12 protein-coding genes are annotated in these 14,118 nt (G+C 48.9%); 5 read left to right on the plus strand and 7 right to left on the minus strand.

What is annotated here, in order from left to right:
* Window positions 1-40: 40 nt before the first annotated feature.
* On the minus strand, window positions 41-1,381 hold the full coding sequence (locus ASC49_RS07905; RefSeq protein ID WP_055462700.1) for a glutamine synthetase family protein: 1,341 nt from the start codon (window positions 1,379-1,381) through the stop codon (window positions 41-43).
* Between the two features lie 187 nt (window positions 1,382-1,568).
* On the opposite strand from ASC49_RS07905, the gene ASC49_RS07910 reads away from it, so the two are divergent.
* A complete protein-coding gene (locus tag ASC49_RS07910; RefSeq protein WP_055462701.1) occupies window positions 1,569-2,846 on the plus strand; it encodes an NAD(P)/FAD-dependent oxidoreductase in 1,278 nt (425 codons plus the stop codon).
* Window positions 2,847-2,917: 71 nt separating this feature from the next.
* Window positions 2,918-3,574, plus strand: coding sequence for a TetR/AcrR family transcriptional regulator (locus ASC49_RS07915; RefSeq protein WP_055462702.1), 657 nt, complete (start codon window positions 2,918-2,920; stop codon window positions 3,572-3,574).
* A gap of 246 nt (window positions 3,575-3,820) precedes the next feature.
* Here the strand turns inward: ASC49_RS07915 and ASC49_RS07920 are convergent, their stop codons facing one another.
* The 3 genes from ASC49_RS07920 to ASC49_RS07930 form a co-directional block, all read right to left on the minus strand.
* Window positions 3,821-4,099, minus strand: coding sequence for a hypothetical protein (locus tag ASC49_RS07920; RefSeq protein WP_055462703.1), 279 nt, complete (start codon window positions 4,097-4,099; stop codon window positions 3,821-3,823).
* A gap of 739 nt (window positions 4,100-4,838) precedes the next feature.
* On the minus strand, window positions 4,839-5,546 hold the full coding sequence (locus tag ASC49_RS07925) for a glutamine amidotransferase-related protein (protein ID WP_055462704.1): 708 nt from the start codon (window positions 5,544-5,546) through the stop codon (window positions 4,839-4,841).
* Window positions 5,547-5,590: 44 nt separating this feature from the next.
* Complete coding sequence (locus tag ASC49_RS07930) at window positions 5,591-6,928, minus strand: glutamine synthetase family protein (RefSeq protein ID WP_055462705.1); 1,338 nt, start codon at window positions 6,926-6,928, stop codon at window positions 5,591-5,593.
* Between the two features lie 297 nt (window positions 6,929-7,225).
* Here ASC49_RS07930 and ASC49_RS07935 point away from each other — a divergent pair, with 297 nt between their 5' ends.
* Window positions 7,226-8,044, plus strand: a complete 819-nt coding sequence (locus tag ASC49_RS07935; RefSeq protein WP_055462706.1) for a helix-turn-helix domain-containing protein — start codon at window positions 7,226-7,228, stop codon at window positions 8,042-8,044.
* Between the two features lie 34 nt (window positions 8,045-8,078).
* Here ASC49_RS07935 and ASC49_RS07940 read toward each other — a convergent pair whose 3' ends face one another.
* Entirely contained in the window at window positions 8,079-8,738 is a 660-nt protein-coding gene (locus ASC49_RS07940; RefSeq protein WP_245624665.1) for a nitroreductase family protein, read from the minus strand.
* A gap of 157 nt (window positions 8,739-8,895) precedes the next feature.
* Here ASC49_RS07940 and ASC49_RS07945 point away from each other — a divergent pair, with 157 nt between their 5' ends.
* Window positions 8,896-9,840 carry a LysR family transcriptional regulator gene (locus ASC49_RS07945; protein ID WP_055462707.1) on the plus strand — a complete coding sequence of 315 codons (945 nt, stop codon included), beginning with the start codon at window positions 8,896-8,898 and terminating at the stop codon, window positions 9,838-9,840.
* A gap of 12 nt (window positions 9,841-9,852) precedes the next feature.
* On the opposite strand, the gene ASC49_RS07950 is transcribed toward ASC49_RS07945, so the two are convergent.
* Window positions 9,853-11,136 (minus strand): NAD(P)/FAD-dependent oxidoreductase, encoded by a 1,284-nt coding sequence (locus tag ASC49_RS07950; protein WP_055462708.1) that lies wholly within the window; start codon window positions 11,134-11,136, stop codon window positions 9,853-9,855.
* A 64-nt stretch (window positions 11,137-11,200) separates the two neighbouring features.
* The gene (locus ASC49_RS07955; RefSeq protein ID WP_055462709.1) at window positions 11,201-12,688 is read right to left on the minus strand and encodes an aldehyde dehydrogenase; all 1,488 of its coding nucleotides are present in this window, start codon (window positions 12,686-12,688) and stop codon (window positions 11,201-11,203) included.
* A 434-nt stretch (window positions 12,689-13,122) separates the two neighbouring features.
* On the opposite strand from ASC49_RS07955, the gene ASC49_RS07960 reads away from it, so the two are divergent.
* On the plus strand, window positions 13,123-14,022 hold the full coding sequence (locus ASC49_RS07960; protein WP_055462710.1) for a bestrophin family protein: 900 nt from the start codon (window positions 13,123-13,125) through the stop codon (window positions 14,020-14,022).
* Window positions 14,023-14,118 lie beyond the last annotated feature (96 nt).

The raw sequence follows: 14,118 nt of genomic DNA on the forward strand, positions 1-14,118 counted from the left end.
GCACAAAGCCCTCCAACGTGAGGGCTTTGTTGTTTTAGGGTTACACATTCAGCAGTAAATGCTCACGTTCCCATGAGCTAATAACACGGTTGAAGGTTTCAAATTCGCTGCGTTTCACACCCATGTACGCTCGTACAAAGTGCTCGCCAAGGATCTCACACAAAGGTTCGCACTCTTCCAATAGGCGCAAGCCTTCTTCCAAGGTACGTGCAATCTCTACTTCTTGGTTTTCTGGCGGCTCATTACCTTGGATCGGATCGGTTGGGTAAAGCTCTTCTTTCATGCCCAGATAGCCACAGGCCAAGGTCGCCGCAATGGCGAGGTAAGGGTTACAGTCGGCTCCTGGGAAGCGGTTCTCAATGCGCGTTGCCTCTGGCGTTGAATAGGGAACGCGTAAGCCCGCTACACGGTTATCAAAGCCCCATTGCATATTGATCGGTGCGGCCATTTCGGGTGAGAAACGGCGGTAGGAATTGACGTTTGGCGCAAAGAAACTGATCGCATTAGGGGAGTATTTTTGCAAACCGCCAAGATAATGATAGAAGCGCTCACTTGGCTTGCCGTTATTGTTAAATACATTTTCACCCGTTTCGGCATCCAGCAGACTTTGATGAATATGCATGGCACTGCCTGGCTCATCCTTCATCGGCTTCGCCATAAAGGTGGCGTACACCCCATGTTTCATCGCCGCTTCACGCAACGTGCGCTTAAAGACAAAGACCTGATCGGCCAGATCGAGCGGATCACCATGGATAAAGTTAATCTCCATCTGTGCCGCACCCGATTCATGGATCAAGGTGTCCACATCCAAATCTTGCGCCTCACAGTAGGCGTACAAGGTATCGATAATGGTATTGAACTCATTTACCGCATCAATGCTATAAGAGCGTCGTGAGGTCTCTCGTTTGCCAGAGCGGCCAGCGGCAGGCCGTAGTTCATAATCAGGGTCTGTATTTGGATGAATCAGATAAAACTCGACTTCTGGGGCAATCACTGGCTTTAAGCCTTCTGCTTCATACAACGCCAAAATATGACGAAGAATGGTGCGGCTCGCCAACGGATGCAAATCTCCATCCGTGGTGTAACAGTCGTTAATTACCTGCGCGGTCGGTTCATCCGCCCAAGGCACCATGCGTAAGGTGTTTGGGTCTGGCTTCAATACCATATCGCGGTCGCTCGCATCCACAATCTCGTAATGATTGTCGGCCCAATCGCCCGTGACACTTTGCACCAGAACCGTTTCCGGAATACGCCCAGTTTTCTCCGCTAAAAACTTAAACGTCGGGTAAAACTTGCCTCGGGCATTGCCCGTCATATCCGCCAGAGTCGATTCGACTTCGGTAATAGCATGCTGCTTTAAAAACGCCTCTAGTTCGGTCATAACCCACCTTGCAACTTACTCTCTGACCCAAGTTATCAAGATCGTAGATTTCCATTGCGATCTTGTTTGATTCAATTATGCTTTGCACATAAACCGAATAATTCATCGGTTTGAAAATATTTTAGTTTAGTCGTGAAAGCAATACTTTAAAAACCCCTTTGCAGCGATTATGAGCTAGGAGGCCTACGTGAGCCAAGCGACATCATCCTATTACCAAGCGACGGCGACAGTCCGTCACCAGTTTCCACAACTGATTGGCGCGCAGCAGGCAGACGTCTGCATCATCGGTGGTGGTTATACTGGCACTTCAGCCGCCCTACACCTCGCTGAAGCTGGCTTCAGCGTCACCTTGCTGGAAGCCAACGATATTGGTTGGGGCGCATCGGGTCGTAATGGCGGACAAGTTTGCCAAGGCCATAATATGAGCCACGCAGAACTCAGCAAACAGCTTGGTAAAGACGCCGCTGACGCCTTATGGCAAGCATCGCTAGACTCGGTCGACTTGGTCAAAGACCTCGTGCATCGTTTGCAAATCGACTGTGATCTTACTCCTGGAGTATTGCACGTTGCCTACAAAAAACGCCATTTAGAAGATGTGAAACATGCCGTCGACTACAAACAAAAAGTACTGAATTACGATGGTGTGACGTTTCTTTCCGCCGCAGAGGTAGCGGATAAACTTGGCACCGGGCGCTATTTCGGCGGTGAGTGGTATCAAGAGGGCGCGCATCTGCATCCGTTGAACTTTGTGTTAGGGCTGGCCAACGCGGCACAGGCCCAAGGCGCCAAAATCTATCAGCAGTCTCGCGTTATGTCTTATCAAACCGGCCGCAAGCCTGTGGTGTACACCGATCAAGGCCAAGTACATTGCCGCTATTTGATATTTGCCTGCAATGGGTATTTGGGCCATCTCAATGAGCCTGCCGCGCGCAAAATCATGCCGATTAATAACTTCATCATCGCTACCGAACCGCTCCCTGAAGAAATAGCCGACCGGATTAACCCAGAGCGTATTGCGGTGGCCGACTCAAAGTTTGTGGTCAATTATTACCGACTATCGAGTGATAGACGTATGTTGTGGGGCGGCGGTGAGAACTACAGTCCGCGCTTTCCGAAAGACATCGCCAGCTTCGTAAAAAAGCATATGTTGGAAACCTATCCAGAGCTAGGCCGCTTTAATATTGATTATGCTTGGGGTGGAACCCTAGCTATCACCTTAAATCGCATGCCTTACATCGCCCGACAACAAGATAACGTCTATGTGGCACAAGGCTATTCTGGACATGGTGTCGCCCTAGCCACCTACGCGGGAGCTTGTCTCGCACAGGCGATTAAAGGCCAAGAAGCAGACCTGCAAACCTTTGAACGCATTCGCTGTAAAGACTTCCCCGGCGGCACTTTACTGCGCTGGCCAGGGCAGGTTGCAGGAATGTTGTATTACTCCATGCTAGACCGTCTGCCCTAGCGCTTAAGTCTTTCAAAAAATTACTATGTGAATATTCACCAACCTGCTATGCAAGGAAAACATTGACCATCATGGCAAAAGTCAGCAGCGCCAAAAAAACGATGCAGCCCGTCTCACCACGCAGTGAACCGGTGCAATCGCGCTCGATCAAACGCACGCAGCAGATCCTTGAAGTGACCAGTGAGTTGCTTGAAAGCGTTGGTTTGAATGACCTAAATACCGCCTTGATCGCCCAAGAAGTGGGTATATCCGTGGGTTCTCTCTATCACTACTTTCCCAATAAACAGGCTATCTTATACGCCATGGGGCAATCATGGCTCGACAGCATAGAAGTGGTTTTAAAGGAGATACAGCAGTGGCCATTAGAGCAAATGCCATTAGAGAAATTTATCGATCAAGTGATAGATACCAACCTACAAGCCTACCGTACACAGAAAGCCATTCTGCCACTGGTGCAAGCTATGTTCTCGGTGCCTGAGCTGCGCGCGCTCGACGAACGCCACGATGACATGGTCATCGCCCAGATGTCGAAAGTGTTTAAACGTATTGGCCTAAAGAAACACATCCGCGAACGCGAACGCATCGCCCGCCATTTCTTAGAAGTGACCCATAGCAGCTATCTAGTGGTCGTCAACCAAAACCCCCAGCGCGCAGCGCGTACCTTAGCGGATTTGAAACTGATGCTGAATTGTTTGTTAAGGCATCATTTGGGTGGGGGAGATGACTAGAAGGTTCTTTTGGTCTGCTGGATCTTAGATCGCAGTGGGCGCTATTCCATGCAATTCAATTGGTTAGAAAGCACGCCAATTAAATGCATGGAAGGGGGCTAATAGAGTGATTGAAATCTAACGCCCAATTAAGGTGTGAAGCACGCAACCACGATACCTGATTTGACCATCGTAAACACAGAACTTAACGCAAACCAAAAGTGCCAAGCGTGCTGAATCACTCTTAAATTGTTTGTTATATGTAGATCAACCTCCAAACTCGATTTCACATGACGGGCAGTAGCCAACACCTGCAACCACGAACGCATTACAACCAGATATACCACATTTTTCGACTAAAGTTTCCTCAATATTGTGGTGGTAAATATACTGTTGTTTTTCCGAAAGAGGTTTTTGTTCATCGCCCAAGAGTTGTCTAATAATCCCGGCTTCTGCTCCATCCATATTTTCTAACTGATGTTCAAGAGCTTGAACCCTCTCTTCATCTGTAAGGCTTTTCGCTGCCTTTCTCCACTCACTATTCATAATGACTCCATATACATATAACATTTTATTAATGCGCATGTGTGTTTATCTAATAAACCTGTGTGCGCGATATTCTGTTTCAGCCTTTTGATAGAAAAGACCATAATTAATTGAAATTAATAGCGATTTTTACACTAACAGGCGTTTCAGGCATATAAAAACACGCATGCTCGTTTTGATAAATAACCGTGCCGATCAAGGGAGAAGTAAGAAGGGAGTGTTCTGATCATCCTTGACAGCGTTGGCTAGAGATTAATCCATTTCTGATGTTGTGACCAATGTTCTGTGATCAAGGTATTGGCGATTTATGATCTGGGTTATGAGCTTGCTCCCCGAATGCAATCGGGTCGTACAAAGACCGACCCAACCATACTTCCGCAGAGATTCCATGCGTTTGATTCGCGCTGACGTGTTGAAGCTGAGGAACGAAGCGAGACATTGCGCAAGCGAATTGAATTGCATGGAAGCTCCAACACCAACAAAGCTTGGGTAACAGCGGATTGTCGCTGAGAACGCAACTAAGTTCCCCGATGAAATCGGGCCGTACAAACCGTAGGTTCCCGCGCGCAGCGCGGTCCTACAAGTGGTTACATGCGTTTGATTCGCGTGCTCTTTACAAGGAAAAGGTCGAAGCTGAGGCACGAAGCAAAGACGTTGCGCAAGCGAATTGAATTGCATGGAAGCTCCAACCAACAAAAATGCGGCGGAGCTTTACAGGGTTAGAGGAGGCAATGCAGAACTATTTGCCCTGAAGGAATTTCCCTATCCAAGCGATCATGGCATCCGATTGAATCACTTCTTTGGCAACGGTCTGACGCGCGGTTTGCGCTACTTCGGTGGGGAGGTTGCCGCCGTCGTGCAAGTTGATTAGGTCTTGCTCGTAGGCTTTGGAGAATTCCGGATGGGCTTGGAAGGTAAGGATTTTATTCTCATAAATCAGGCCCGCATGCTGGCAGAACTCGCTGCTCAGGAAGGTTTCTAATTTCGCTGGTTTTTCAAGCACTTGGTCTTGATGAAAGGCGCACAAAGCAATGTCATGCTGCCCAAGAAAAGCCGCAATGTCGTCAGTGACTTGATAGTGATGCACACCCACACCCCAGCCACCTTGGTATTTCGCCACGCGGCCACCTAGGGCGCGGGCAATGACTTGGTGACCAAAGCAGATACCGACTAGCACTTGGCCTTTGGCATCGATCTCACGGATCAGTTCACACAGCTTTAAAATCCATGGTTCGTCCGCGTAAGCATCGGACTTGGAGCCGGTGATTAACCAAGCGTCGCATTCGTCTGAGTTTTTGGGAAACTCATCTAGGCGTACGTCGTACGTGACGAAGCTCAGTTCTGGTTCCAAAGCGCCGATTTGCTCAGCAAACATTTCCGCGTAGGTTGGATACTCTCCACGTAATGCATCAGGGGTAATACCCGCCGCAAGAATACCTATTTTCATCTTGTCTCCCTCGTCCCTTTTTGCTCTTCGCCTCGATGCAAAGTCTATAAATACGCTTCGTATTCTACATTCGAAATTCGACCGTAGATCTTTTGCTGTTCTTGGTCTTTGGCCGCCGCGTAGACGCGCACAAACTCTTCGCCTAAATATTCCCGCATAAATGGGCTATCGCGGAAGGTCTCGCTGGCTAATTCCCAACGGTTTGGTAGCGCTTCAAATAATTCTGATTGGGAATAGGCATCCCCTTCGATGGCTTCAGGTGGCAACATGTTGGTCTCAATACCATGTAAGGCCGCGCCTAATACCGTTGCCAACACGAGATAAGGGTTTGCGTCAGCGCCTGCCACACGGTGCTCAATACGGCGCGCCACAGGCTCACTTTCTGGGATACGAACTGCTACGGTGCGGTTTTCATAGCCCCAGCTAGCGTAGGTCGGTGCGTGTGCCCCTAACTGGAATCGGCGAAAAGAGTTTAGATGCGGTGCAAACACCAACATGGAGTCGGACATGTGCGCCAACATGCCTGCGACAGCGTTGCGCAGTAAGCGCGAGCCTTCTTCTGAGCCATCATCAAACACGTTGTTGCCTTGCTCATCCAGCAGGCTGAAATGTACGTGGAAACCATTGCCGCTTTTATCAGCGTAGGGCTTCGCCATAAAGCTGGCACCAAAGTTATGCTGGCGCGCCACGCCTTTGATTAGACGTTTGAACATGATCGCATGGTCGGCGGCTTGCACGGCGTTATTGGTGTGCTTCATATTGATTTCAAACTGGCCGGGACCCAACTCAGAAATAATGGTGTCGGCGGGAATGCCTTGGATTTCACAGTCGCGGCGCACTTCGGCAAAGAAGCCTTCAAGGCCGTCCATTTCTTCAATTGAGTAGCAGTCTGTCTTACTTAGGCGACAGCCGTTACCATCGACAATCACTGGTGGAGAAGGACGACGCTTGGCTTCGGATTCACCGTCCAGTAGGTAAAATTCCAGTTCGGTCGCCACCACAGGGGTGTAACCTAGCTCTTTGTAACGCTCAACAATGCGCGTCAGAATTTGGCGTGGGTCAGGAAAGAAAGGTGAGCCATCAGGGTTGTACATCATGGCTAGAATCTGATCTCGAGCCGACTCCGCCCATGGCACGGGAATAGGCTTTGGATGCACAGGTAGACAAATGCCGTCGCTGTCGCCGGTTTCAAATACCAAGCCATTGTCCAGTACGTCATCGCCCCAGTGATCGAAGCCGATCACAGACTGAGGCAGCTTAACGCCATTCGCCATCACGCCTTTTAAGCCACTGGCAGGGATGCGCTTGCCGCGCAAGTTACCGTTTAGATCTGTGATAAACAGGTCAAACTCATGATCTTCGATAAAGTTAATATCTGACATACACGTTACTCTCACTACATTTGCGAAGACTCGTGGTTCATTGTCATTGAACATAAAAGCCGAGCTTTTATTCGAGTTATACGCAAAATCAGTACTGACTGGCGTCAGCGGAATTCTTGATGCCTTGTTTTAATGACTTTTTTCAATTTTTCTTCTTGGAAAGGCCGTCGACTTGAAGCACATTAAAACATTCACTTTTCCATTTAATCCGAACTATTATTCGGTTTATTGATTTTAGTTTTACTCCTGTCGAATTCAAAAGTCGATCAAATTTATCTCTGTAAATGGGAACACGTCATGCAACCGCGAACACAGATAGGGCAAGTAGACGGCGTTGAGCTAATTAAGGATTTGAGCCTGTTAGCGAGCCATATTCGTTTGCCGAATTTCCCTGTGGTGCTAGAGCGAGTACTAAGCAAGCTGTGTTATTTCGACACTCTGATTATGGTGGCCTATAAGAAGACGCTACGGCCGCTGTTGCTCCATCCTAGAGATCCCGCTGAGCAAAGCGCGACGTTGCGTTTCTATTTGCATCAGGCCTATTTGCTAGATCCACTGTTTAATGCCATTCATCAGGGTATTGCGTCAGGGGTGTATCGCTTGGCGGAGATGGCCCCCGACTCCTTCCATGACACTGAGTACTTTCAGTCTTGCTATCAGGAGTTTGGTTTACAGGATGAAATCAACCTAATCATTGAGTTAGATAAATGCACAACTTGTGCCATCTCTCTAGGCCGTAAGGAGTGTGTTGGGGACATTCAGCGTGGTGAATTGAATCGGCTGAAATTGGCGTTTCCAATGATCGAAGCCTTGGTGCAACAGTTCTGGTGGCTGCAAGCTGGCGACTTTACGGCTCATGCGTCCGCATCCACACCCATGCAACATGCGCTACAGTCTTTTGCGCAAGGGGTACTTACCGATCGCGAGCAGGAGGTGCTTGGCTTGTTATTAAAAGGGCACTCATCGAAATCCATCGGTGCCGCGCTTGGCATCAGTTCAGGGACGGTCAAGGTGCATCGCAAGAACATTCATGCCAAGCTCAACACCTCGTCTCAATCTGAGATTTTTACATTATTCCTCAGCCACTTGGATGCACTCGACAGAGAACCCATTTAGCTGCTCTGTCCGTACACTTACCCTAACGAAACGCTTATAGAACGGTAATCACCTGTTCGCGGCTCAAGCGCGACTTAGGCAATGGCGCATTGTAATCAGCCGAGTCATCACGATAGCCCATCGCTAACGCCACATCGCACTGATAGCCAGCTAATTCCTCTGCAAACAACTCGCCAATTAGCTCAGGGTCAACACCTTCCATCGGCGTTGAATCAATGCCTAGACGCGCTAGGGTATGCATCGTATTTCCTAATGCCAAATAGGTTTGAGCTTTCGTCCATGCCGCCGTGTTACCTTGCTCATTGGTGTTTAACTCAGCAAACGCAAACGCACCAAATGCTTGCTCTCGCTGTTCCGCTGGCGTTCGCCCTTGGGCAATATCTTGATCGATCACTTTTGCGTAATCATCACGGTTGTAGTGTGTTTTGTGGGCAAACAAGATGATATGCGACGCTGCTTTGGCATGTTTCTGGTTAAACTGAAACTTATTCGCAAAGGTGTCATGAAAACGCTGTTTGGCTTCCTCGCTCTCGATCACCACGAACTTCCATGGCTGAGAGTTAATCGACGAAGCAGACAAGCGCAAGGCTTCATAAATTACCTCCAGCTCTGCCGCTGGGATTCGCTTGCTCGCATCGTAGTGTTTGGTGGTGTAGCGTTTGCTTAAGTCTTCAATAATAGTGTGCGACATCATGTATCCTCATAATCAGTAACCAGCCCTGAGGGCTTTGGAATAACCGAGATACTAGCGCCCTGAATAAGAGAGAAAAACACGCTTTAGATTGAATCATTATCAAAAAATATTTGATAATAAACATTGCATTCACAATCTATTGGATAGGTAAAAGTCTGTGCAAATTGAAGATTTGGAAGTGGTTCTGAAAATATCAGAGCTGGGGAGCATCTCCGCCGCGGCCACCCATTTGGATATGCAATCAGCGACCGCCAGTGCTGCGTTAAAGCGTGTTGAAGCAGCTCTTGGGGCTGAGCTGTTCATCCGCTCAACTCGACAACTACGCGTCTCCAGTGCTGGCGAGCGCTTTTTGCCATTATGTGCTCAATCCTTAGAACAATGGCAACACGCCAAACAAGCCGTCACCACAGACAATGAAACCATCTCAGGAGAAATGCGCATTGCAGTGTCTTCCGACCTAGGGCGTAACGTCATCGCCCCTTGGCTCGATGCCTTTATGGCAGAACATCCTGACATCACCCTTAGAATGCACCTAAGCGACAGCAACATCGACTTTTACCGAGACGCAATGGACATGGCCTTACGCTATGGTGAGCCAACCGACAGCAATCTGTACGGCTTCAAAATCTGCAATGTGCCACGACTGTTATGCGCCAGCCCTGAGTACCTTAAGCAACATCCTGCTCCCCAACATCCCAACGATGTCTTGCAACACAATGCTTTGTTTTATCAATTAGGCGGTATTTTAAACGATGTTTGGCTGTTCCAAGGGGAGCAACGCACGTTCAAGATTAGGCCCACAGCCAACCGCGCGGCAAACGATGGTGAAATGGTTCGCCGCTGGTGTGTATCGGGCAGGGGACTGGCGGTTAAATCGGCGCTCGACATAGCGGAAGACTTACTGTCGGGACGGCTCATAGCGCTCATGCCGGATTATCGTGTTGCCACTGGCGAACTGTGGTTGATCTGTCCCAGTCGTCAAATCATCACCCCCAGCATGCGCTTGTTAAGAGATACGCTACGGGACAAAACTCATGCGCTACTACTGCAATTGGCGGATACAGGTGTCATTAGCAAAACAGAAATTGAGCCGCTTGCTTAACGTATCGCCGCCTTAAATCCCCAACTTATCACGCAGGTTGTAATAGGCTGCGCCAAGCGCGGTGTAGGGTACTCGGAACATGCGACCGCCGGGGAACGGATACTGCGGCATGCTGGCGAACACATCAAAGCGTTCAGTGTCGCCCTCCATTGCATCCGCTAGGATTTCTCCCATCAGATGAGAGTTGGTCACCCCATGGCCTGAGTAACCTTGGGCATAGTAAAGATTTGTGCCGATAATACCCACTTGCGGCATTCGCATCATCGTCAGTAGGAAGTTCCCTGTCCAAGCGTAGTCGATTTTCACGTCTTTTAGATATGGGAAGGTGGTGAGCATCTTGGGCGCAATGATGGATTCAATTTTGCCAGGATCTCTGGCGCCATAGGTGGTGCCGCCGCCATAGATCAAACGACCGTCACCAGACAGGCGGTAATAATCTAATAAATAGTTACAGTCTTCTACGCAACGATCGGTTGGTAACAGTTGTTTTTGTAGGTCTTCTGGAAGTGGCTCCGTTGCAATCACTTGCGTGCCACATGGCATGGCTTTCTTCTCTACCTCTGGCAATAAGCCAAAGACATAAGCATTACCAGCGACAACGATTTTGTCTGCTACGACAACACCTTGTTCCGTAATAACTTTTCCAGGAATACCATGCTCCAAGCGAACCACTTTGGAATCTTCAAAAATCATTCCCCCGAGGGCTTCGAAGGCATTCGCTTGGCCTAATACCAAGTTTAACGGTTGAATATGCCCGCCTTTACGATCCAGCAATCCACCCACATAACGTTCTGAGCCGATATGCGCTTGGATACTATTTGCATCGAGCAGTTCTAACTCGTTGTGACCGTGGCTTTCCCAAAGGTGTTTCTTGGCTTTTAACTCGGCAAACTGCTTTTCGTTGCAAGCGGCAAACACATTGCCGTGCTTCAAATCGCAATCAATCTGGTATTTTTCGATGCGCTGACGAATCAATTCTGAGCCTGCAAAGGCCATTTTGGCCATTTTATGGCCTATGTCGTCGCCGTAATTTTTGAAAATGTAGTCAATGTCGCGGTTAAAGCTGTTAACGATTTGTCCGCCGTTGCGTCCGGAAGCACCAAAGCCAATTCGCGAACCTTCCAGCACAATGACCTTTTTACCTTTCTCTGCCAAACTCAACGCCGTCGAAATACCGGTAAACCCCGCACCGACGACGCAGACATCGCAGCGATGTTCGCCGCTGAGCGTCGGGCGCAGCGCTTTATCATTGGCCGACGCCGCGTAGTAAGAATTCACATGAGTGGGTGATGACATAGAGCACCTCCAACGAAAAGACTGAAGGCCTCCCCTTTATTAAGGAGAGGCTGGAAAGGGTGGCTTATAAACGAATCCAGGTATTTTTAACTTCGGTGTATTTCTCCAGTGCGTGCCACGATTTATCACGGCCATTACCAGAGGCTTTAACACCGCCAAAGGGCACGGTCGTGTCGCCATCGCCCCAAGTATTGACCCATACCATGCCGGACTCTAGTTTACGGCTGACACGGTGGGCACGGGACAGATCAGCTGTCCAGATCGACGCACCTAGACCATATTTCGAATCATTTGCCAGCATGATCGCTTCTTCTTCCGTTTCAAAAGTCATCATGGCAAGCACTGGGCCGAAGATTTCTTCTCGGACAAATTCCATCTCATGGCTGGCGTCAGAGAAAATGGTTGGTGCCGCAAAGAAGCCTTGACCTTCACTGTAATTCGGTACGCCGCCCAGTTCCAAGGTTGCACCGTCAGCGATGGCACTTTCGATAAACTCTGTCACACGTTCAAACTGTGCTTTGTCCACCAAAGGCCCCATTTTCGTCGCTGGGTCAAGCGGATCCCCCGGCACATACTGACGCGCCGCGTCGAGCAAGTGTTTCAGGAACTCGTCTTTGATGCTGTTGTGCACATACAAGCGCGAGCAGGCGATACAGACTTCCCCTTGGTTGGTAAAAATGGCCACCGCAGCGCCTTGGGCGGCTGCTTGGATGTCTTTACAATCGTCAAACACGATACAAGGGGATTTGCCTCCAGCTTCAAGCCAGACTCGTTTCATATTCGACTGCCCCGCATATTGCATCAGCATCCCCGCCACACGACTGGAGCCAGTAAAGGCTAATGTGCCAACACCGTGATGCAGTGCCAGTGCTTTACCTGCGGTATGACCGAAGCCCGGTAAGACGTTAAACACACCATCAGGCACACCGGCTTGGGTGGCCAATTCGGCAATGCGTAATGCGCTTAAAGGCGATTTTTCTGACGGTTTTAAAATCACGCAGTTGCCTGCCGCCAACGCTGGGGCAATCTTCCACATCACCATCATCAGCGGATAATTCCAAGGCGTAATAATGGCCACCACACCGAGCGGTTCACGGCTGATCAAGGCTAGATTTTGTGGGTTGGTTGGTGCAATTTCACCGTACAGTTTATCGATGCATTCTGCTGACCAACGCAAACAATCAATGGAGTCGGGAATGTCGATATTGACCATCTCAGAGATGGATTTGCCCATATCAAGGGTATCGGTCAATGCGAGTTCATCAAAATGCTGCGCCAGCAAATCTGCCCATTTCTGTAGAATACGCTTGCGCTGACCGGGTGCCATCTCTGACCAGACGCCACTGCGGAAGGCATGCTGTGCGACTTCCACGGCATAATCCACATCGGCTTCATCGCAGCTGGCCACATTTGCCAATAGGGATTCATCGGTTGGATTGATACAAGCAAAGGTTGCACCGTTTTTTGCCGGAGTGAACTGACCATTAATGTAGGCGTCCGAGCGTAAGTTCAGCGTCTCACGAAGGGCTTGCCAATCTTGATAGGTTTTCATAGTGGGTTCCTTCTAACTTGCCGAGTCATCTTATCTAAAAAAGCCTAGGCGTTACTATGAAGATACGGTAACTGAACGCGTCGTCTAAGCGCTATATCCCCTAGGGGGTAGGGTGCTTAAAATAAACAATACGTTGAGCATAGCAAACAGCTATATGAATAAAATAGCCAGTGTTGATAACCTTTTTTGGCGGCCCTTCCTAAAAGAAGTCTGGCCTCATTGGCTGGTGCAACAACTCCGCGCTTTTAGGCATGTCTTTAACGCCATTTTTGTATTATAAAAAGCAACCTTTCACAGCTAGTTACTAGCATCAATAAAAACAAAATTGAAAGTCTCTAGGGTGATGCTGTTGCACCGCTAGATGGGATGATTTTCTGTGTTTTTCGCAGCAACAATTATGATTTTCGATGTTTTTATAGATGTAGGTAAGTTGTATGGTTGTTTATCCAAATCACAATTGGATGGTGGTGCTGACCACGCTAAAGGGCTCTATCTTGATCCGCATTGCCCCGCGTATCTTGATGATTACCTTGTTAGCGGTGGTCATTGTCTTTTTTGAGAAGTCTTATCCTGATTTGTTTATCAATGTGAGCGCGACGCCGCTGACATTGTTGGGTTTGTCTTTGTCGATCTTTATGAGCTTTCGCAATAGCTCCTGTTACGAGCGTTGGTGGGAAGGTCGTAAAATGTGGGGGCTGATCGTGATTGAAACCCGTGCGATTGGTCGAGAAACGGTCAGCATAGAGGGCCATCCACTGCGCGAAGAAATCATGATGCTGATTTGCGGTTTTGCCCACGCGATGAACGCCCACTTACGCCGTCAAGATGAATGGGAAGCTGCCAAACCTTGGATTGCCAACAAAGACTTTGAATACGTCGATAATCTGTCTGATACCATCCTCAACGCCATCGCCAAGCGCTTTGCAGCGCTGCACGCTGAGGGAGCAATTACGGAGTTGCGTTATTTGGAATTGGAAAAGCGCCTGTGGAGCATGTCTGAAGCGCATGCCAACTGTGAGCGTATTAAAAATACCCCGTTGCCGTTTCCTTACACGTTGCTGCTGCACCGCACCACGTTTATCTTCTGCTTATTATTGCCGTTTGCCATGGCCCAGCCACTGGGCTGGTTAGCGCCGTTTATCACTATGGTGGTGAGCTACACCTTCTTTGGCTTAGACGCAATTGGTAACGAGCTGGAAGACCCGTTTGGTAACGAAGTCAACGACCTGCCGACCAATGCGATGGTACGAGTCATTGAGCGTGATGCGTACCGCGCCTTGGGTCACACAGAACTGCCACCAGCGATGAAACCGATTGATCATGTATTGAGCTAACAGCCGCGTGTTTAAAAGGGCTGATCGACCAAATTGGCCTTTTTAGACTAACGTAGTTGCTCTTCTTCTCTAAGCGTCAGCACGTACATTTAGTAA

This window comes from Marinomonas fungiae (assembly GCF_001418205.1).
Taxonomy (GTDB): domain Bacteria; phylum Pseudomonadota; class Gammaproteobacteria; order Pseudomonadales; family Marinomonadaceae; genus Marinomonas; species Marinomonas fungiae.

Bases quoted from the DNA above. Each gene is read 5' to 3' on its own strand.
- ASC49_RS07905 (WP_055462700.1), bottom strand. From the start codon at position 1,381: ATGACCGAACTAGAGGCGTTTTTAAAGCAGCATGCTATTACCGAAGTC.
- ASC49_RS07915 (WP_055462702.1), top strand. From the start codon at position 2,918: ATGGCAAAAGTCAGCAGCGCCAAAAAAACGATGCAGCCCGTCTCACCA.
- ASC49_RS07920 (WP_055462703.1), bottom strand. From the start codon at position 4,099: ATGAATAGTGAGTGGAGAAAGGCAGCGAAAAGCCTTACAGATGAAGAG.
- ASC49_RS07925 (WP_055462704.1), bottom strand. From the start codon at position 5,546: ATGAAAATAGGTATTCTTGCGGCGGGTATTACCCCTGATGCATTACGT.
- ASC49_RS07930 (WP_055462705.1), bottom strand. From the start codon at position 6,928: ATGTCAGATATTAACTTTATCGAAGATCATGAGTTTGACCTGTTTATC.
- ASC49_RS07935 (WP_055462706.1), top strand. From the start codon at position 7,226: ATGCAACCGCGAACACAGATAGGGCAAGTAGACGGCGTTGAGCTAATT.
- ASC49_RS07940 (WP_245624665.1), bottom strand. From the start codon at position 8,738: ATGATGTCGCACACTATTATTGAAGACTTAAGCAAACGCTACACCACC.
- ASC49_RS07950 (WP_055462708.1), bottom strand. From the start codon at position 11,136: ATGTCATCACCCACTCATGTGAATTCTTACTACGCGGCGTCGGCCAAT.
- ASC49_RS07955 (WP_055462709.1), bottom strand. From the start codon at position 12,688: ATGAAAACCTATCAAGATTGGCAAGCCCTTCGTGAGACGCTGAACTTA.
- ASC49_RS07960 (WP_055462710.1), top strand. From the start codon at position 13,123: ATGGTTGTTTATCCAAATCACAATTGGATGGTGGTGCTGACCACGCTA.